This is a genomic window from Pseudomonas sp. IT-347P (assembly GCF_949768005.1).
Taxonomy (GTDB): Bacteria; Pseudomonadota; Gammaproteobacteria; order Pseudomonadales; family Pseudomonadaceae; genus Aquipseudomonas.
Genome location: NZ_CATKPQ010000058.1, coordinates 114,508 through 133,908, shown reverse-complemented (window position 1 = coordinate 133,908; position 19,401 = coordinate 114,508). Strand labels below are relative to the sequence as shown.

The 19,401-nt window shown below is 60.3% G+C and carries 19 protein-coding genes; 9 read left to right on the top strand and 10 right to left on the bottom strand.

Annotated elements, in window-relative coordinates:
• Window positions 1–168 precede the first annotated feature (168 nt).
• Genes ACM6IV_RS24850 through lnt form a run of 4 tightly spaced genes read left to right on the top strand, consistent with a single transcriptional unit; the run spans window position 169 to window position 4,037 of the window.
• The gene (locus tag ACM6IV_RS24850; RefSeq protein ID WP_414872049.1) at window positions 169–1,167 is read left to right on the top strand and encodes a PhoH family protein; all 999 of its coding nucleotides are present in this window, start codon (window positions 169–171) and stop codon (window positions 1,165–1,167) included.
• Window positions 1,160–1,654: an rRNA maturation RNase YbeY gene (gene ybeY, locus ACM6IV_RS24845; RefSeq protein ID WP_414872048.1), complete on the top strand. Its 495-nt coding sequence runs from the start codon at window positions 1,160–1,162 to the stop codon at window positions 1,652–1,654. The genes ACM6IV_RS24850 and ybeY overlap by 8 nt, the downstream gene beginning before the upstream one ends.
• A 5-nt stretch (window positions 1,655–1,659) precedes the next feature.
• Window positions 1,660–2,499 (top strand): HlyC/CorC family transporter, encoded by an 840-nt coding sequence (locus ACM6IV_RS24840; RefSeq protein WP_007909641.1) that lies wholly within the window; start codon window positions 1,660–1,662, stop codon window positions 2,497–2,499.
• Between the two features lie 14 nt (window positions 2,500–2,513).
• Complete coding sequence (gene lnt, locus ACM6IV_RS24835) at window positions 2,514–4,037, top strand: apolipoprotein N-acyltransferase (RefSeq protein ID WP_414872047.1); 1,524 nt, start codon at window positions 2,514–2,516, stop codon at window positions 4,035–4,037.
• A 105-nt stretch (window positions 4,038–4,142) separates the two neighbouring features.
• Here lnt and ACM6IV_RS24830 read toward each other — a convergent pair whose 3' ends face one another.
• Both ACM6IV_RS24830 and ACM6IV_RS24825 read right to left on the bottom strand, forming a co-directional pair.
• On the bottom strand, window positions 4,143–4,922 hold the full coding sequence (locus ACM6IV_RS24830) for a YdcF family protein (RefSeq protein WP_414872046.1): 780 nt from the start codon (window positions 4,920–4,922) through the stop codon (window positions 4,143–4,145).
• Between the two features lie 104 nt (window positions 4,923–5,026).
• On the bottom strand, window positions 5,027–5,350 hold the full coding sequence (locus ACM6IV_RS24825) for a hypothetical protein (RefSeq protein ID WP_414872045.1): 324 nt from the start codon (window positions 5,348–5,350) through the stop codon (window positions 5,027–5,029).
• A 255-nt stretch (window positions 5,351–5,605) separates the two neighbouring features.
• On the opposite strand from ACM6IV_RS24825, the gene leuS reads away from it, so the two are divergent.
• From leuS to ACM6IV_RS24800, 5 genes are all read left to right on the top strand, one after another.
• Window positions 5,606–8,212 carry a leucine--tRNA ligase gene (gene leuS, locus ACM6IV_RS24820; protein ID WP_414872044.1) on the top strand — a complete coding sequence of 869 codons (2,607 nt, stop codon included), beginning with the start codon at window positions 5,606–5,608 and terminating at the stop codon, window positions 8,210–8,212.
• Between the two features lie 87 nt (window positions 8,213–8,299).
• The gene (gene lptE / locus ACM6IV_RS24815; protein ID WP_414872043.1) at window positions 8,300–8,905 is read left to right on the top strand and encodes an LPS assembly lipoprotein LptE; all 606 of its coding nucleotides are present in this window, start codon (window positions 8,300–8,302) and stop codon (window positions 8,903–8,905) included.
• 39 nt (window positions 8,906–8,944) lie between these two features.
• Window positions 8,945–9,982 carry a DNA polymerase III subunit delta gene (gene holA / locus ACM6IV_RS24810; RefSeq protein ID WP_414872042.1) on the top strand — a complete coding sequence of 346 codons (1,038 nt, stop codon included), beginning with the start codon at window positions 8,945–8,947 and terminating at the stop codon, window positions 9,980–9,982.
• Window positions 9,983–10,120: 138 nt separating this feature from the next.
• Complete coding sequence (gene arfA, locus ACM6IV_RS24805; RefSeq protein ID WP_414872041.1) at window positions 10,121–10,285, top strand: alternative ribosome rescue factor ArfA; 165 nt, start codon at window positions 10,121–10,123, stop codon at window positions 10,283–10,285.
• 60 nt (window positions 10,286–10,345) lie between these two features.
• Window positions 10,346–11,668: a lytic murein transglycosylase gene (locus ACM6IV_RS24800; RefSeq protein ID WP_414872040.1), complete on the top strand. Its 1,323-nt coding sequence runs from the start codon at window positions 10,346–10,348 to the stop codon at window positions 11,666–11,668.
• A gap of 115 nt (window positions 11,669–11,783) precedes the next feature.
• Here the strand turns inward: ACM6IV_RS24800 and ACM6IV_RS24795 are convergent, their stop codons facing one another.
• The 8 genes from ACM6IV_RS24795 to rodA all read right to left on the bottom strand — a co-directional run bounded on the left by ACM6IV_RS24795 (window position 11,784) and on the right by rodA (window position 19,392).
• Window positions 11,784–12,734 carry a S66 peptidase family protein gene (locus ACM6IV_RS24795; protein WP_414872039.1) on the bottom strand — a complete coding sequence of 317 codons (951 nt, stop codon included), beginning with the start codon at window positions 12,732–12,734 and terminating at the stop codon, window positions 11,784–11,786.
• Window positions 12,735–12,873: 139 nt separating this feature from the next.
• Window positions 12,874–13,872, bottom strand: a complete 999-nt coding sequence (gene lipA / locus ACM6IV_RS24790) for a lipoyl synthase (protein WP_162130488.1) — start codon at window positions 13,870–13,872, stop codon at window positions 12,874–12,876.
• Between the two features lie 25 nt (window positions 13,873–13,897).
• Complete coding sequence (lipB, locus tag ACM6IV_RS24785; RefSeq protein WP_414872038.1) at window positions 13,898–14,545, bottom strand: lipoyl(octanoyl) transferase LipB; 648 nt, start codon at window positions 14,543–14,545, stop codon at window positions 13,898–13,900.
• Entirely contained in the window at window positions 14,545–14,820 is a 276-nt protein-coding gene (locus ACM6IV_RS24780) for a DUF493 domain-containing protein (protein WP_027612895.1), read from the bottom strand. Before ACM6IV_RS24780 ends, lipB begins: the two co-directional genes overlap by 1 nt.
• A gap of 85 nt (window positions 14,821–14,905) precedes the next feature.
• Window positions 14,906–16,063, bottom strand: a complete 1,158-nt coding sequence (locus ACM6IV_RS24775; RefSeq protein WP_250607770.1) for a D-alanyl-D-alanine carboxypeptidase family protein — start codon at window positions 16,061–16,063, stop codon at window positions 14,906–14,908.
• 187 nt (window positions 16,064–16,250) lie between these two features.
• On the bottom strand, window positions 16,251–17,261 hold the full coding sequence (locus ACM6IV_RS24770) for a septal ring lytic transglycosylase RlpA family protein (RefSeq protein WP_250607768.1): 1,011 nt from the start codon (window positions 17,259–17,261) through the stop codon (window positions 16,251–16,253).
• Window positions 17,261–18,271: a lytic murein transglycosylase B gene (gene mltB / locus ACM6IV_RS24765; protein ID WP_414872037.1), complete on the bottom strand. Its 1,011-nt coding sequence runs from the start codon at window positions 18,269–18,271 to the stop codon at window positions 17,261–17,263. The genes ACM6IV_RS24770 and mltB overlap by 1 nt, the downstream gene beginning before the upstream one ends.
• A gap of 17 nt (window positions 18,272–18,288) precedes the next feature.
• On the bottom strand, window positions 18,289–19,392 hold the full coding sequence (gene rodA, locus ACM6IV_RS24760; protein ID WP_414872170.1) for a rod shape-determining protein RodA: 1,104 nt from the start codon (window positions 19,390–19,392) through the stop codon (window positions 18,289–18,291).
• Window positions 19,393–19,401: the final 9 nt, after the last annotated feature.

The window sequence follows — 19,401 nt, the reverse complement described above, 5'->3', positions numbered from 1 at the left end:
CAGCAACGTTCAGGGTGGCTGACACGACGCTTTCGCGAGCAAGCCCGCTCCCACAGGTACAGCGCCAGAGTCTGAAATCGGGCGACCTTATTTAAGAGCTTTCGCACCCAGGCCTCTGGCGTTATCCTTGATTTCATCTTAATTGCCCCAGGGCGGCTAAATACGACCTTGAACGCACCCATAGAACCACATCGTTTTATCCTCGAGCCCTTTGAGGCTCGCCGCTTCGCCAATCTGTGCGGGCAATTCGACGAGCATTTGCGCTTGATCGAACAGCGCCTGACCATCGAGATCCGCAACCGCGGAAACCAGTTCGAGCTGATCGGCGATCCCAAGCACACCACGTCTGCGGAAAACCTGATTCGCCGCCTGTACCGGGAAACCAAGGGTTCAGAGCTGTCGCCCGATACGGTGCATCTGTTCCTGCAGGAGTCGGCTGTCGAGCAACTGGACAATCACGCCCCCGCCGAAGCCTCCGTCGCCCTGCGCACCAAGAAAGGCATGATTCGCCCGCGCGGCTTGAATCAGCTGCGCTACGTGAAGGAAATCCTTGGCAACGACATCAACTTCGGCATTGGCCCGGCCGGTACCGGCAAGACCTATCTGGCCGTGGCCTGCGCTGTCGATGCACTGGAGCGCGAGCAGATCCGGCGCATCCTGCTGGTGCGTCCGGCGGTCGAGGCGGGTGAAAAACTTGGCTTCCTGCCCGGCGACCTGTCGCAGAAGATCGACCCGTACCTGCGCCCGCTCTATGACGCACTCTACGAGATGCTCGGCTTCGAATACGTGGCCAAGCTGATCGAACGCCAAGTGATCGAAGTTGCGCCGCTGGCCTACATGCGCGGTCGCACACTGAATAACAGCTTCATCATTCTCGACGAGAGCCAGAACACCACCGTCGAACAGATGAAGATGTTCCTCACCCGGATCGGCTTCGGCTCCACCGCAGTCATCACCGGTGACATCACCCAGGTCGACCTGCCACGCGGTACCAAGTCCGGTCTGCACCATGTGATCGAAGTGCTCAAAGACGTGCCGGGCATCAGCTTCACGCACTTCCAGCCTAAAGATGTGGTGCGCCATCCATTGGTGCAGCGGATCGTTGAAGCCTACGAGCGCTTCGAAAATCGTGATGAAGCCCCGAAGGACACCTCGCGCGATGCTTGAGCTAGACCTGCAAATCGCCACTGACGCGAGCGCACCGAGCGAGGCCGACTTCCGCCTGTGGTGCGAACTGGCCCTGCGCCAGCGCACCGCCGACTCGGAAATGACCATTCGTCTGGTCGACGAGGAAGAAGGACGCGAGCTCAATCACACCTGGCGCCACAAGGATTACGCGACCAACGTCCTGTCGTTCCCGGCTGAAGTGCCTGATGAGTTTCTCGACATCCCGCTGCTGGGCGATCTGGTGATCTGCGTGGCGGTGGTCGAGCGCGAAGCCGTCGAACAAGGCAAGGAACTAAAGGCCCATTGGGCACATCTGGTCATTCACGGCTGCTTGCATCTGCTTGGTTACGACCATATAGAGGACGAAGAAGCCGAAGAAATGGAAGCACTGGAACGCGAGTTGCTAGCTGAACTGGGCTATCCCGATCCGTACGCGGACGACGAACCCGCAACATCCCCTATCGTTACAACAAAGGATTCAGAGTAATCGCTATGAGCGAAGATCGATCGAGCAACGGGCAGAAGTCATGGCTGGGTAAACTGACCCAGGCTTTTGCCCACGAGCCGAAGAACCGTCAGGAGCTGTTAGAGCTGCTGCGTGATGCACATCAGAACAAACTGCTGGACAGCGAAGCGCTGGCCATCGTCGAAGGCGCCATTCAGGTGGCTGACCTGCAAGTACGCGACATCATGGTGCCGCGCTCGCAGATGATCAGCATCAAGGCGACCCAGACACCCCGTGAATTCCTCCCGGCCGTGGTCGACTCGGCCCACTCGCGCTACCCGGTCATCGGCGAAAGCCATGACGACGTGATGGGCGTGCTGCTGGCCAAGGACCTGCTGCCGCTGATCCTCAAAGAGAACGGCGACAGCTTCAACATCAAGGACCTGCTGCGCCCGGCCACTTTCGTGCCGGAGTCCAAGCGTCTGAACGTGTTGCTGCGTGAGTTCCGCGCCAACCATAACCACATGGCCATTGTCATCGACGAATACGGCGGCGTGGCCGGTCTCGTGACCATCGAAGACGTGCTGGAACAGATCGTCGGCGACATCGAAGACGAGCACGACGTCGAAGAAGACAGCTATATCAAGCCGCTGCCCAGCGGTGACTTCCTGATCAAGGCCCTGACGCCGATCGAGAACTTCAACGAGTTCTTCGACAGTGAATTCTCCGATGACGAGTTCGACACGGTCGGCGGTCTGGTGATGAGCGCGTTCGGGCACTTGCCAAAACGCAACGAAATCACTGAAATCGGCGCCTATCGTTTCCGCATCCTGAACGCCGACAGCCGTCGGATTCATTTGCTGCGACTGACGCCAATTGCTCGTTAATTCTAAGGACTGAAATGCGCTGGACAACCCGCCCCGGCTGGCCCGGTAACCTGCTGGCCGTGGCGGCCGGTGCAATCACCACGTTCGCTCTGGCGCCTTTCAATATCTGGCCGCTGGCTTTGCTGGCGGTCGGGTTGTTCTATGCCGGTCTGCGCGAGCTGAAACCGCGTCAGGCTTTGGGACGCGGCTGGTGCTTCGGATTCGGCCTGTTCGGCGCCGGCACCAGCTGGATCTACTACAGCATCCACCATTTCGGCGGCGCTTCGGTGCTGCTGGCCGGGTTCCTGATGCTGCTGTTTACCGCAGCGATCGCGTTTTTCTTCGCCCTGCCCGCGTGGGTCTGGGCACGCTGGTTGCGTCGCAACGAGGCACCGCTGGCCGATGCCTTGGCGTTTGCCGCGCTATGGGTCGGCCAGGAGGCATTTCGCGGCTGGTTCCTGACCGGGTTCCCGTGGCTCTATTCCGGTTACAGCCAGCTCGACGGCCCGCTGTCCGGGCTCGCGCCGGTCGGCGGCATGTGGCTGGTGTCCTTTGTGCTCGCACTGACGGCGGCGCTGATCTATAACGCCCCCCGCCTGTTGCAAACCGGTCGCAAGGGCTTTATCGCCGCCGGCCTGTTGTTGCTGGTCGGGCCGTGGGTGGCCGGCATTGCTCTCAAGGGCCACGCCTGGACCAGTCCGTCCGGCCCGGCACTCAGCGTTGCTGCGATTCAGGGCAACGTCGAACAAAGCATGAAGTGGGACCCGGCGCAGCTCAATGCGCAACTGGCACTGTACCGCGACCTGAGTTTCCGTTCGAAACCGGTGGACCTGCTGATCTGGCCGGAAACCGCCGTGCCGGTGTTGAAGGAGTCCGCCGAGGGCTACCTGAACATGATGGGCACCTTCGCCGCGGAGCGTAAATCGGCGCTGATCACCGGTGTGCCGATCCGCGAGATGGTCCGTCACGAAAAACGCTTCTTCAACGGCATCACCGTGGTCGGCGAAGGCGATGGCACCTACCTGAAGCAGAAACTGGTGCCGTTCGGTGAATACGTGCCGCTGCAGGATGTATTGCGCGGGCTGATCGCCTTCTTCGACCTGCCGATGTCCGATTTCGCCCGTGGCCCGGCCGATCAGGCATTGCTGCAGGCCAAGGGTTATCAGATTGCGCCGTTCATCTGCTATGAAGTGGTGTACCCGGAATTTGCCGCTGGCCTGTCGGCACGCAGCGATCTGTTGCTGACCATCAGCAACGATACCTGGTTCGGCACTTCGATCGGTCCGTTGCAACACTTGCAGATGGCGCAGATGCGCGCACTTGAGGCGGGCCGCTGGATGATCCGCGCAACCAACAACGGCGTGACCGGGCTGATCAACCCGTTCGGGCAGATCACTGAACAGATTCCGCAGTTCGAGCAGGGCATTCTGTACGGCGAAGTGGTGCCGATGCACAACCTGACGCCTTATCTTGAGTGGCGTTCGTGGCCGCTGATCATTCTGTGCGTGCTGTTGTTTGGCTGGGCGCTGATGGCCAGCCGGATGTCGAAAACCCTTTAAAAGTTTCGCGAGCAGGCTCGCTCCCACATTGAAATCCATTCCAGATGTGGGAGCGACGGTGCGACGATTCGACCTGCTCGCGAAGAGGGCATCAAAAGCACCAGATCAATCCGGTGTCGCGCCACCTCGATAGAACAGCGAATACCCCACCTGCCCGACCGCCTCATTCAGCAACTGCCCGCTCTGCCAGATTGATTTGAATTCTGGCAACCAGCCACCAAAGGGTCTTGCGTTATCGGTACCCAGAAAACCGACCGGCGCTGGCACCACGTCAAACCCTGCCTGCTGAAAACTCCACACCGAGCGCGGCATGTGCCAGGCCTGCGTTACCACAACCACGCGTTTGATCCCTTGCGGCAACAGGATATCGGCCGTGAACCTGGCATTTTCCCACGTCGTCCGGCTTTCACCCTCCTGCCAACGCACCGTCACGCCAAAGTCGTCGCGGAGCGAATCCGCCATCAGCTTCGCCTCGGTCGGCGGCGTACCGTAATGCAAGCCACCCGAGGTCAGAATCGGCAAACCGGAGGCTTTGGCCAGACGCGCCGCATAACGCTGACGCTCAAGCCCCACGCCGGTCGGCTGATCCTCACCCCAGGCCAGATCACCGCGCTCACGCCCGGAACCCAGCACCACGATCGCATCCGCCCGCTGCGCCAGCGTCGCCCATTCTTCATGGGCCAGCGGCGGTTCGCGCTCCAGCGCTTTAGCGCCCCACTGCACGACCACCGGCAGGCTCATCAGCCACATCCCGCCAAAGCCGATGGCAAAACACACGCCCGCCAGCCGCGGCCGGGAGCGGCGCAACCACCACGCAGCCAGCAACAGCAGGAAAAGGATCCCGGGCGGCAATAAAAGTTGTTTGATGAAATAACGAAAAGGCATCGAGCATCTCCACAGATGCCCGAAGCCTAAAAGCGTTAATAATGCGTTACAACCAATAGGTGGGATCCTGTTGAAAAAGATCCGTTTCTTGACCTGCCATGCGCTTACTTGGCCTGCACAGAGCGAACCTTGACGGTGTCTCTGCCGGGCGCCTTGTCCTTGAGCCAGATGACCTTGGCCGAATGTGCCGCATCGAGCTGCTTCACTGCCTGTGACAAGCTTCCGTGCGTTTCACGTTCACTGCGATCCAGATAGGCCTTGACCAGTTTGAACTCGGCGGGACTCAAGCCACGCAATTCCAGTTCCAGGGGGCGCTCGTCGCGCAGCCGGTCAGCGGTTTTTACTGCGTCCAGGGCCATGCCCAGACGATCGATCAGCCTTTCGTACAACTCGGGTTTCGTCACGTTTTTTCGCCGTTGCTCCACCATCCCTCACCTCATTGAAGATAAGACTCACTCCCCAGTTAGAGCTTAGCTTCGCTGCACAAACCGGCTGCACGCCGCGACCAACGGCCCTCACCATGGATTTGTCGGGACAAACAGCTGTAATCAGGGTTTCCCTAGGCCAAGCGCGGTCATGTATGCTACGGCGCTTCCTGTAATTCCACTTCCAGCTCGTCCGGGCCAACCCCGGAACCTGCGTTGAAGAGGATTAGGCCACCCCTATCCAGTACAAAAGTAGCCATGCACGAACAATATCAGCCCCGTGAAATCGAAGCCGCCGCCCAATCATTCTGGGACGAGCAAAAGTCCTTTGAAGTCAGTGAACAGCCAGGCAAGGAAACCTACTACTGCCTGTCGATGTTCCCTTACCCCAGCGGCAAGCTACACATGGGGCACGTGCGCAACTACACCATCGGCGACGTGATTTCCCGCTATCAGCGCATGCTCGGCAAGAACGTTCTGCAACCAATGGGTTGGGACGCGTTCGGCATGCCGGCGGAAAACGCTGCGATGAAGAACAATGTCGCGCCGGCCAAGTGGACCTACGAAAACATCGCCTACATGAAAACCCAGCTGCGCAGCCTGGGTCTGGCGGTCGACTGGTCGCGCGAGGTCACCACCTGCAAGCCGGATTACTACCGCTGGGAACAATGGCTGTTCACTCGCCTGTTCGAAAAAGGCGTGATCTACCGTAAAAACGGCACCGTGAACTGGGACCCGATCGACCAGACCGTTCTGGCCAACGAACAGGTGATCGACGGTCGCGGCTGGCGTTCCGGCGCGCTGATCGAAAAGCGCGAAATCCCGATGTACTACTTCAAGATCACCGCTTACGCGGATGAGCTGCTGGAGAGCCTCGACGAGCTGACTGGCTGGCCTGAACAGGTCAAGACCATGCAGCGCAACTGGATCGGCAAATCCCGCGGCATGGAAGTGCAGTTTCCGTACAACGTCGACTCGATCGGCGAAGCCGGCACCCTGAAAGTCTTCACTACCCGTCCGGACACCCTGATGGGCGCGACTTATGTCGCCGTGGCCGCCGAGCACCCTCTTGCTTCGCTGGCAGCAAAAAACAACCCTGGGCTGCAAGCGTTCATCGCCGAATGCAAGGGCGGCAGCGTGGCTGAAGCCGACGTCGCCACGCAAGAGAAGAAAGGCCTGCCGACCGGCCTGTTCGTCGAGCACCCGCTGACCGGTGAGAAACTCCCGGTGTGGGTCGCCAACTACGTGCTGATGCACTACGGCGACGGCGCGGTCATGGCGGTCCCGGCGCACGACGAGCGCGATTTCGAATTCGCCCACAAGTACAACCTGCCGGTGAAATCGGTAGTGCGTACCAGCTCCGGCGACACCAACCCTGCCCCGTGGCAAGACGCCTACGGCGAGCACGGCACGCTGATCAACTCCGGCGAGTTCGACGGTCTGGACTTTGCGGGCGCGTTCGACGCCATTGAAGTGGCCCTGATCAAGAAAGAACTGGGGGCCTCGCGCACTCAGTTCCGCCTGCGCGACTGGGGCATCAGCCGTCAGCGCTATTGGGGCTGCCCGATTCCGATCATCCACTGCGAAGCCTGCGGTGACGTGCCTGTGCCGGAAGATCAACTGCCTGTGGTCCTGCCGGAAGACGTGGTGCCGGACGGCGCCGGTTCGCCGCTGGCACGCATGCCTGAGTTTTACGAATGCAGCTGCCCGAAATGCGGCCAGCCTGCCAAGCGTGAAACCGACACCATGGACACCTTCGTCGAGTCGTCGTGGTACTACGCCCGCTACGCCTCGCCGCACTTTGAAGGTGGCCTGGTGGAAAAATCCGCCGCTGATCACTGGTTGCCGGTCGATCAGTACATCGGCGGTATCGAACACGCGATTCTGCACCTGCTCTACGCGCGCTTCTTCCACAAGCTGATGCGTGACGAAGGTCTGGTGAGCTCCAACGAGCCGTTCAAGAACCTGCTGACCCAAGGCATGGTGATCGCCGAAACCTATTACCGTCGCGAAGCCAACGGTGCCTACACCTGGTTCAACCCGGCGGACGTGGAACTGGAGCGCGACAGCAAAGCCAAGGTCATCAGTGCCAAGCTGAAATCCGACGGCCTGCCGGTGGAAATCGGCGGCACCGAGAAGATGGCCAAGTCGAAAAACAATGGCGTCGACCCACAGTCGATGATCGATCAGTTCGGCGCAGACACCTGCCGCCTGTTCATGATGTTCGCTTCGCCACCTGACATGAGCGCTGAGTGGTCCGACTCCGGCGTTGAAGGCTCGCACCGCTTCCTCAAGCGTGTCTGGCGTCTGGCGCAAGCCCACGTCACCCAAGGCTTGCCGGGCAAGCTCGACATCGCCAGCCTGAACGACGAGCAGAAGGCCGTGCGCCGGGCCATTCACGTGGCCATCAAGCAGGCCAGCCACGACGTCGGCCAGAACCACAAATTCAACACCGCCATCGCCCAGGTGATGACGCTGATGAACGTGCTGGAAAAAGCCGCGCAAGGCACCGAGCAGGATCGCGCACTGATTCACGAAGGTCTGGAAGCCGTGACACTGCTGCTGGCGCCGATCACCCCGCACATCAGCCACGAACTGTGGAACAAGCTGGGTCACGCCGACGCCGTCATCGACGCTGGCTGGCCGGCGGTGGACGAAAGCGCACTGGTGCAGGACAGCCTGACCCTGGTCATCCAGGTCAACGGCAAACTGCGCGGCCAGATCGAAATGCCGGCCAGCGCGACTCGCGAAGAAGTTGAAGCAGCAGCGCGCGCCAACGAAAACGTACTGCGTTTCGTCGACGGTCTGACCATTCGTAAAGTGATCGTGGTGCCGGGGAAACTGGTCAACATCGTCGCCAGCTAATTGGATCGGGTGTCAGGTTCGCCTGGCGCCAAGTAAAACCTTTCGGGCCGCAGGGTCGGCCCACATGGTTTCAAGGGGAGCAACACAATGATCAAACGCAATCTGCTGGTGATGGGCCTCGCCGTTCTGTTGAGCGCCTGCGGGTTCCAGCTGCGCGGCACCGGCACCAACGAACTGACGATCAAGGAACTTGATCTGAGCGCCCGTAACACCTACGGCGAGACGGTCACGCAACTGCGTCAGGTGCTGGAGTCGAGTGGCGTCAAGGTTTACAGCGGCGCGCCGTACAAATTGTTCCTGGCTGACGAGCAGGAAAGCCAGCGCATCCTCAGCTACGCCGGTGCCGGTCGTACGGGTGAATACCAGGTCAGCACCGTGCTGAGCTACGACATCCGTGGTGATAAAAACCTGCAACTGCTGAGCGACAAGCTTGAAGTGCAGAAAGTGTTTATCCACGACGGCAACAACCTCGTGGGCTCCGATCAGGAAGCCAACGACGCCCGTCGCGAAACCCGTCGCGAACTGGTTCAGCGCATGATGCTGCGTCTGCAGCAACTGACGCCGGGCCAACTGCAACAACTGCAGCAAGCCGCCAATGATCGCGCCAAGGCAGAAGCCGATGCGCTCGAAGCGGCGCAAAAGGCTGAAGCGGAAACCCCGCGTCAGTCGCCGCTCGAAGTACCGCAGCAGTAAGACGTTCGGGGCGCTCAGGCGCCCCGTTCGACCTTTCTTATGAAGCTCGCTCCCGCGCAACTCGGCAAACACCTGCAAGGCGCTCTCGGCCCTGTCTATATCATCAGCGGCGATGACCCGCTGCTGTGCCAGGAAGCTGCCGACGCCATCCGCAGTGCTGCCCGCCAGCAAGGTTTCGACGAACGCCAGGTCTTTGCCGCCGACGCCAATTTCGATTGGGGCACGTTGTTGCAGGCCGGCGCGAGCATGTCGCTGTTCGCGGAAAAACGCCTGCTGGAACTGCGCCTGCCTTCGGGCAAACCCGGTGACAAGGGTGCAGCAGCGCTGATCGAATACTGTTCGCGCCCCGCTGAAGACACGGTCCTTCTTATCAGCCTGCCCAAGCTCGATGGCAGTGCCCAGAAGACCAAATGGGGCAAGGCGCTGGTCGAAGGCCAACAGACCCAGTTCATCCAGATCTGGCCAGTAGATGCCAATCAGTTGCCGAGCTGGATTCGTCAGCGCTTGTCTCAGGCCGGCTTGTCAGCGAGTCAGGACGCGGTTGAACTGATTGCCGCGCGCGTCGAGGGTAATTTGCTCGCCGCCGCGCAGGAAATCGAGAAGCTCAAACTGATGGCTGAAGGTGGGCAGATCACCGTCGAAACCGTGCAGGCCGCTGTGGCGGACAGTGCGCGGTTTGATGTGTTCGGCCTGACCGATGCCGTCCTCAACGGCGAACCGGCTCACGCCTTGCGCATGCTCGAAGGTTTGCGCGGTGAAGGTGTCGAACCGCCGGTGATTCTCTGGGCGCTGGCGCGGGAACTGCGGCTGTTGGCCAACATCTCGTTGCAATACAGCCAGGGCACGCCGCTGGACAAGTGCTTCAGCCAGGCGAAACCGCCGGTCTGGGACAAGCGCAAGCCATTGATGAGCAAAGCCCTGCAGCGCTACTCGGCGCAACGCTGGGCGCAGTTGTTGTTTGAGGCGCAACGTATTGATGCGCAGATCAAGGGCCAGGCTGCCGGTTCGCCGTGGATGAGCCTGAGTCGCTTGGCGCTATTGATGTCTGGCCAGCGCCTGGCATTACCCGCCGAATAACCTGTCCTGGCGAATAAAGGCTGTTCGCGAGCCTGCTCGCGAAAGCGCCAGAACATTCCTGCACAACAGGAACTGGACAGACGCCCGACATCGGCAGATTATTTGCCGCGCAAAACCCACTCACTCGAGAGAACCCTCATGAGCAAAAAGCCAGCGAAACATCGGCCCAACAAGGCCAAATCCATCGTCGCCCAGCCCCTGTTCCGCAGTCGCCAGGAACGACCAGCCAAGGGTAAAGGCAGCTACCGCCGCGAAGCCTTCCAGTCTGACAGCTGGGAGGCTTCTTACTTTCTGGCTGCTTAAAGCGCAGTACCCCCCGGTCATGTTAAGGTCTGCACTTGATTCGTTTCCCTGGAACTGTGCATGCCCCTAAGTCTTTCCCATCGTTGGCCTGTTCGCCAATTGATCGCTGCCTCCAGCTTCATTCTGCTTGTCGCCTGCGCGGAAAAACCGACCGCCGCCGACGCGCAACCCCTGCAAGCCGCGCCTGTCGCCACGGCCCCAGCGATCATCCCGCCGGTAGTGCCGTCCGCCGACCCTCTTGATCTTCAGCCGACCCAGACCTTTGCCGAATGGCAGGCCGGTTTCCGCAAGGATGCCCTGGCCGCCGGGATTCGCCCTGACCTGTTTGATCGCGCCTTTGCCAATGTCAGTTTCGACGCCAGTGTGATTCGCGCTGACCGCAGTCAGCCGGAGTTCTCACGCCCGGTGTGGGAATACCTTGATGGCGCGCTCTCGCCACTGCGGGTGCGCAAGGGACAGGCGCTGATCGACCAATATGCCGACATTCTGCAAAGCATCGAACAGCGTTATGGCGTTGACCGTCAGGCGCTGGTGTCGGTGTGGGGCATGGAAAGCAACTTCGGCCAGTTCCAGGGCAGCAAGTCGGTGATCAACTCGCTGGCCACCCTCGCTTACGAAGGCCGCCGCCCGGGCTTTGCCCATGCGCAATTGATCGCAGCCCTGCAGATCCTGCAACAGGGTGATATCACGCCCGAGAAGATGCTCGGTTCCTGGGCGGGCGCCATGGGGCAGACCCAGTTCATTCCGACCACCTACAACACTCACGCTGTGGACTTTGACGGCGATGGCCGCCGCGATATCTGGGGCAGCCCCGCTGATGCCCTGGCCTCGACTGCGCATTACCTGCAAAGCTCCGGTTGGCAACGCGGTCAGCCGTGGGGTTTTGAAGTACAGCTGCCGAGCACTTTCAACTACACGCTGGCCGACGGTGCGATTCGCAAGAGCGTCGCTGAATGGCGTCAACTGGGCGTGATCCTGCCTAACGGCGCTCAGGTGCCAGCAGGTTCCGAGCAATTGTCGGCTGCCCTGCTGCTGCCGGCAGGCTATCGTGGCCCGGCGTTCCTGATCCTCGACAACTTCCGGGCGATCCTCAAGTACAACAATTCTTCGTCATACGCGCTTGCAGTGAGCCTGCTGTCCGAGCGCTTCAATGGCGCAGGATTGATCAACGGAACCTGGCCGAAAGACGATCTGCCGCTGAGTCGTACCGAGCGCATCGAACTGCAAACCCTGCTGAGTGCGCGCAATTACGATGCCGGCACGGCGGACGGGATTATCGGTGCCAATACGCGCAAAGCGATTCGTAGTGCCCAGCAGTCGCTTGGCTGGCCGGCGGATGGGTATCCGACGCACAAGTTACTTGAGAGCCTGCGGACTCAATAGAGCGATTGTTGTAGGGTTGATGCCGCTTTCGCGAGCAAGCTCGCTCCCACATTGAAATTCATTCCAAATGTGGGAGCGGGCTTGCTCGCGAAGACTGACTTTCTGGCAATAACCTTTAAGCCTTGATCACCACATCCTGCTCCAGCATCAACTCCTGCTTCCCGGCATCCAGCCGCACCAGCGCGCCCATCGGTAGCGTCAGGTTCGGATCACAATGCCCGCTGCGCCAACCGGACAACACCGGGATCCGCAATGGTTCAAACGTCTGCTTGAGCAAGCGGTTCAATGCCGCGACATCCACCCCAGCCACATCCCCGACCAGCACGCCACGCAATCTGGCCAGTTTGCCGGCCAGACGCATCTGCGTCAGCAACCGGTCGATGCGATACAGCGGCTCGTTGATGTCCTCAATGAGCAGAATCACCCCTTCGACATCAATCTCGTAAGGCGTGCCCAAGGTGGCGGCAATCATCGCCAGATTACCGCCGAGCAAGCGCCCGTGAGCGATACCGGGTTCAACGGTGGTCAACGGATAAGCCACCGGATGGCTCAGCACACTCCCCGCCTTCAATTGCCCGCGCAGCATGGCGAAGAACGAAGTGACCGTCGGCGGCTCTTTGTCGCCCAACAGGTCTGCGTTGAGCAACGGTCCGTGAAAGGTCACGAATCCTGCGTATCGACTGATGGCTAGGTGCAGAGCGGTGATATCGCTGTATCCAACGAAAGGCTTGGCGTTGCGGCTCAGCAGGTCGTAGTCGATCCGGTCGAGCAGGCGCGGCGTGCCGTAGCCGCCGCGCAGGCAAATAATCGCGTCGACCTCGGGATCGACGAACGCCGCGTGCAGATCGCGCAAGCGCACGTCGTCACTGCCGGCCAGATAACCGTCCTGTTCATAAACGCCAGGGAACACCTTCAGCCCGTAACCCCGGGCGCGCATCCATTGCACAGCCTTGTCGGTGTCCAGTGCGCCAGGGCCGGCAGGTGCAATGACGCCGATCAGCCCTTCTGACGGCAATGCAGGCACAGGCTTGTGCGCGTAGAGGGTGTGGCTCGGTCGAACGGTCATCCATGGGTCTCCGGTGAATTCATGCACACACAGTAGTCAGGTACCGCGGCAAACAGAAGAGGCGAAAGCACTCGCCACAGGCAAAAAAATACCCGCAGGGCCTTAAACCTTGCGGGTACTTTTGTAGCTTAGTGCCGGATCAGGAACCCAGCAGTTCAGCCTTGACCAGCTTCGCCTGCTCGTCGGCGTGGTACGACGAACGTACCAGCGGGCCGGAAGCGACGTTCTTGAAGCCCATTTTGTAACCTTCTTCGGCGAACCAGGCGAAGGTGTCCGGATGCACGAAGCGCTGCACCGGCAGGTGGCTGCGCGACGGTTGCAGGTACTGACCAAGGGTCAGCATGTCGATGTCGTGCTCGCGCATACGCTTCATCACTTCGATGACTTCGTCGTCGGTCTCGCCCAGACCCAGCATCAGGCCGGATTTGGTCGGAATGTGCGGCATCATCTGCTTGAAACGTTGCAGCAGGGTCAGCGACCACTGGTAATCCGAACCCGGACGCGCAGCCTTGTACAGACGCGGCACGGTTTCCAGGTTGTGGTTGAACACATCCGGCGGCTCGGCTGCGGTGATTTCCAGCGCGATGTCCATGCGGCCACGGTAGTCCGGGACCAGGGTTTCGAGCTGCACGTTCGGCGACAGTTTGCGAATTTCGCGGATGCAGTCGGCAAAGTGCTGGGCACCGCCGTCACGCAGGTCGTCACGGTCCACCGAGGTGATCACCACGTACTTGAGCTTGAGGTCGGCGATGGCGATGGCCAGACTTTCCGGCTCATTGACGTCCAGTGGCTTCGGACGACCGTGGCCGACGTCGCAGAACGGGCAGCGACGGGTGCAGATGTCACCCATGATCATGAAGGTCGCGGTGCCACCGGAAAAGCACTCACCCAGGTTCGGGCAGGACGCTTCTTCGCAAACGCTGTGCAGTTTGTGCTTGCGCAGCAAGCTCTTGATCCGGTCGACTTCCGGCGAAACCGGGATGCGCACGCGAATCCAGTCAGGTTTCTTCGGCAGTTCGGTAGTCGGGATGATCTTGACCGGGATGCGTGCAACCTTCTCGGCGCCGCGCAGCTTGACGCCGGCTTCTACCTTGGGACGCGGGGCCGGGCGCTCGGTCACGTCGAGCGTCGGGATCATGGTTTGCACTGCATCAGTAGTCATATCAGTCGATTCCGCCCGTCAGGGTCGTCTGCTCAGCATAGTCGAGGTGTTTGACGAGCTGCGCGCGCAGCCGGGCACTTACCTCGGCAAATTCAATCGATCCTGCGTGGTCGCTCAGCTGGGTCATCGCCAGCCCGGCATAGCCGCAGGGATTAATCCGTCGAAACGGTTCCAGGTTCATATCCACGTTCAGGGCCAGGCCATGAAAGGAACAACCGCGGCGAATACGCAAACCCAGGGAAGCGATTTTCGCTCCGTCGACGTACACGCCGGGAGCGTCTGGCTTGGCTGCGGCGGTCACGCCGTAGCTGGCCAGCAGTTCGATCAGGCATAGCTCCATGCGCGTGACCAGATCCCGTACGCCGAAACCCAGCTTGCGCACGTCCAGCAACAAATAGGCCACCAACTGGCCGGGACCATGATAAGTCACCTGCCCGCCGCGATCGACCTGCACCACCGGAATATCCCCCGGCAGAAGCAGATGTTCGGCCTTGCCGGCCTGGCCTTGAGTGAACACTGGCGGGTGTTCGACCAGCCAGATTTCGTCGGCGGCATCGCTGCCGCGTTCGTTGGTGAAGCGTTGCATGGCGTGCCAGACCGGCTCGTAAGCCATCTGGCCGAGCTCACGAAAGCCCAGCGTGCCCGGCATCACAACACCATGTGCACAAAACCGGAAGCCCGCAGTTCGCTGTTGATGTTGTACAGCTGATCCTGGTCGGTGGCGACGATGTGCAACTGAATGGTGGTGTATTTGCCATTGCTGCTTTGACGCTCGTCGATGCGTTCATCATTGATGGTCGCGTGTTTCTTGACGATGTCGATGATCTTGTCTTTGTTGCCGACGCCCGTATCGCTGATCACCTTAATCGGATAATCAGTCTGCGGAAATTCGATCTTTGGCGCCTTTACTTCGGTATCGGTCATGGCGTAACGGCCTCTAGAGCGCAAGCCGTGGTAACGCACATGGCCCCGCACCGGATCGGGGCGGGGCCATGCAGGTCAACACAAATCAGTTGAACAAGCCGTAGAAGAATAGACGGATGCTATCCCACATGCGGCGGAAGATACCACCCTCCTCGACGCCATCCAGAGCGATCAGGTCAGCGCTGTGCACAACCTTGTCTTCCAGTTTGACTTCGACTTTACCGATCACGTCGCCCTTGGCGATTGGCGCGGTCAGTTGCGGGTTCATGGTCATGCTCGCAGCGAGCTTCTTCAGCTGGCCTTTTGGCAGGGTCATGGTCAGGTCTTCAGCCAGGCCGGCCTTGACTTGACTGGTGGTGCCTTTCCACACCGGGGCCTGAGCCAGTTCGGTGCCCTTCTGGTAGAAGGTCTGGGTTTCGAAGAAGCGGAAACCGTAGGTCAGCAGCTTCTGGGTTTCAGCGGCGCGGGCCACTTCGCTGTTAGTACCAAACACCACCGCGATCAGACGCTGGCCGTCACGTACGGCCGAAGACACCATGCAGTAGCCGGCTTCGTCGGTGTGACCGGTTTTCAGACCGTCAACGGTCTTGTCGCGCCACAGCAGCAGGTTGCGGTTAGGCTGCTTGATGCCGTTCCAGAAGAACTCTTTCTGCGAGTAGATCGCGTAGTGAGCCGGGTCTTCGTGAATGATCGCGCGGGCCAGGATCGCCATGTCGTGAGCCGACGAATAGTGCTCCGGGTTCGGCAGACCGGTCGGGTTCATGAAGTGGGTATTGGTCATGCCCAGTTCAGTGACAGTCTTGTTCATCAGATCGGCGAACGCGTCTTCGCTGCCGGCGATGTGCTCGGACAGTGCCACGCTGGCATCGTTGCCGGACTGGATGATGATGCCGTGCAGCAGGTCGCTGACGGTCACTTGCGAACCAACTTTGATGAACATCCGCGAACCGCCGGTACGCCAGGCGTTTTCGCTGACGGTCACCGGATCGTTTTCACCGATCTGGCCACGACGGATTTCCAGCGTAGCGATGTACGCGGTCATCAGTTTGGTCAGGCTGGCCGGTGGCAGACGCTGGTCACCGTTGTTCTCGACCAGCACGTTGCCGCTGGCGGCATCCATGAGGACGTAGGCTTTGGCGGCCAGTTGCGGTGGCGACGGCATCATCTCGGCCGCGAAAGCGGCTGGCGAGAGGAGCAGCGGGACTAGCAGACACAGGCGTTTGGCAAAGGTGGTGATGTTCATCCGTCTCTCGAAATCGCTAATGGAAACTGTCCTTGCGGACAAAATTTAATCAGATGACTTTCTAACGAGCCATCGCGTGTTCAGTTGCTCACTCCAGTCACCCTTGCCGGGCTTTTGTTCTTCGACGAGCCAACAACCTGGTTCACCCCCCAATACCGCAAGTGAACCGTCAATCAAGTTCTACGTATTACTCGGTGACCACACTCGGCGACCCCAGGTTGGCCAGGCGTACGCTGTTCTGCACCTGGGCAATTTCACCCGGCGAGCCGATCGGCCCCAGGCGCACCCGGTGCAGGGTCTGCTGATTGCGCACGATCGAGCTGATGAACACCGGAGCGCTCACCATCCCGCTGAGCTTCGACCTCAGCAGCTCTGCAGCGTCCGGGTTGGCGAACGCGCCCACCTGCAGATACTGGCCAGACGCTGGTGCAGAAGCGTTTTTTTTTGCACTCATCGGCACTGGGACGGTGTCGGCGGCATGTTGCTGCGGCGGTGGCGTCCATTGCTCGACGGTGCCGGCCGAGGCCGTGATCACCGGGGCGCTATTCTGCGCGACTTGCGGCTCGTTGAGCATCAACGGCGCCGGACGGCCCTTGGCGGCCCACCATTGTTGAGGATCGATGCCTTCAACCTTGACCCGCGCGGTGCCGATTTCGGCGTAACCGAGCTTCTTCGCTGCGGCGTAGGACAAGTCGATGATGCGGTCGGAATAGAACGGCCCACGGTCATTCACCCGCAGGATCACGCTCTTGTTGTTGTCCAAGTTGGTCACCCGCACATAACTTGGCAGCGGCAACGTCTTATGGGCGGCACTCATGCCGTACAGGTCGTAGACCTCGCCGTTGGCGGTGTTCTGACCGTGAAACTTGGTGCCATACCAGGACGCCGTACCCGAAGCCACGTAGGTCTTCGATTCCTGCAACGGAAAGTAGGTCTTGCCCAGCACGGTGTACGGGTTGGCCTTGTACGGGCCGGTGTGCAGGGTCGGTGTCGCATCGGGGATGCGCGACACATCGACATCCCACCACGGCGCGCCGTCTTTGTGCGCACGGTTGATGTCCAGGCCCGGCTGGGCGCGCACAGCGGTCGAGGAGGTTTTCTGGGTCGGCGAACGGCTGGTCGAACAACTGGCGACCAGCACCGCCAACGCAGCGAATGCCACCAGCTTCAGGGGTTTATTGTTAGGCAATGCCCGCATTACTTGACGCCCCGTGCTTGTACCAGCTGTTCAGACAGTTGATGTACGGCCATGGCGTACATCACGCTGCGGTTATAACGCGTGATTGCGTAGAAATTCTTCAGGCCCATCCAGTATTCAGGACCGTTGTCGCCTTCGAGGCGAAATGCAGTAACCGGCATATCATCGCGCAGCGCATCATGACTTGACCAGCCCAGCGCCCGCAACTCTCCGACAGTCTTCGTCGGTTCGATACCAGTGGTCAGGCCTTCATCGACCTGCTCGCCGCGGATATCGGCGCGACTGACCACCGGCTCACCCGCGACCCAGCCGTGACGCTTGAAATAACTGGCGACGCTGCCGATCGCATCATCCGGGTTGTTCCAGATATTGATGTGGCCGTCACCGTCGAAATCCACCGCATAGGCGCGAAAACTGCTCGGCATGAACTGCGGCAGGCCCATGGCCCCGGCGTACGAGCCCTTGAGGGTCAATGGGTCGACCTGTTCTTCACGCGCCAGCAGCAGGAACTCGCGCAGTTCCTTGCGGAAAAATTCGGCACGGGGAGGATAGTCGAAACCGAGGGTGGACAAGGCATCGATCACCCGGAAATTACCGGTATTACGTCCGAAAAAGGTCTCAACGCCGATGATCGACACGATGACTTGTGCCGGCACGCCGTATTCCTGCTCGGCACGGGCCAGCGTCGCCTCGTGCTGGCGCCAGAAATCCACACCACGGGCGATGCGCGCGTCAGTGATGAACATCGGACGGTATTCTTTCCACTGTTTGACCCGTTCGGCGGGCTTGGAAATGGCGTCAAGAATCGACTGCTTGCGCTCTGCCTCGCGGAACACACCCATCAGTTGTTCACCGGCGAAACCGTAGTCGCGGGTCATTTCACCGACGAACTCGGCCACCTGTGGCGAGCCTTCGTATTCGCCGGCCAGCGCTTCCTGCACACTGCCCAGCAGGCCCATCAGGCCAACCAGCGGCGCGCATCGAGTCGCCCAGCCACGCATTACTTGCATTGAACTCTTCACCTTATTCAAACCTGTGCGATCCACTTGCGATGGGTATGGATCGACATCAAAACCCCAAACGCTGACAGCAGCGTCACCAGCGAAGTTCCTCCGTAGCTAATGAACGGCAACGGCACCCCTACGACCGGCAACAGGCCACTGACCATACCGATGTTGACGAAAACGTAAACAAAAAACGTCATGGTCAACGCACCGGCGAGCAATTTGCCGAACAGTGTCTGAGCCTGAGCGGTAATCACCAGCCCCCGGCCGATCAGCAGCAGATAAATCAGCAGCAGCGCGCAGATGCCCACCAGACCGAACTCTTCGCCGAGTACGGCAATGATGAAGTCGGTGTGGCTTTCCGGCAGGAAGTCCAGGTGCGACTGAGTGCCGAGCAGCCAGCCTTTGCCGAATACGCCGCCGGAGCCGATCGCGGCTTTCGACTGAATGATGTTCCAGCCGGTGCCGAGCGGATCGCTTTCCGGGTCGAGGAAGGTCAGGATTCGCTGCTTCTGGTAGTCGTGCATGATGAAAAACCACATCGCCACCGACACCGGAATTGCCGCCGCCAGCACGCTGAGAATCCAGCGCCAGCGCAGCCCGCCCATGAACAGCACGAACGCACCGCCCGCAAGGATCAGCAGCGAAGTCCCCAGGTCAGGCTGGCGCACGATCAACACGAACGGCACCCCGATCAGCATCAGACTGATGCCGACATGCTTGAGTTGCGGCGGCAGCGTGCGCTTGGACAGGTACCAGGCGATCGTCGCCGGCATCAGGATCTTCATGAATTCCGAGGGCTGGAAGCGGATCACCCCGGGGATATTGATCCAGCGGGTGGCGCCCATGGCGTTGTGGCCCATGATATCCACGACCATCAGCAAGACCACGCCGATCACATAGCCGAGCGGCACCCAGCGTGCCATGAAGCGCGGCTCGAACTGGGCGATGATGATCATCGACACCAGACCGATGCCGAAGGACGTGGCCTGTTTGGCCAGCAAATCCCAGCTCTTGCCGCTCGCCGAATACAGCACGAACAGGCTGCCGGCGGCGAGAATCAGCAGCAGGATCAGCAGCGGGCCATCGATATGCAGTCTTTGCAGCAACGTCGCACGGCGACGCATCACATCCTC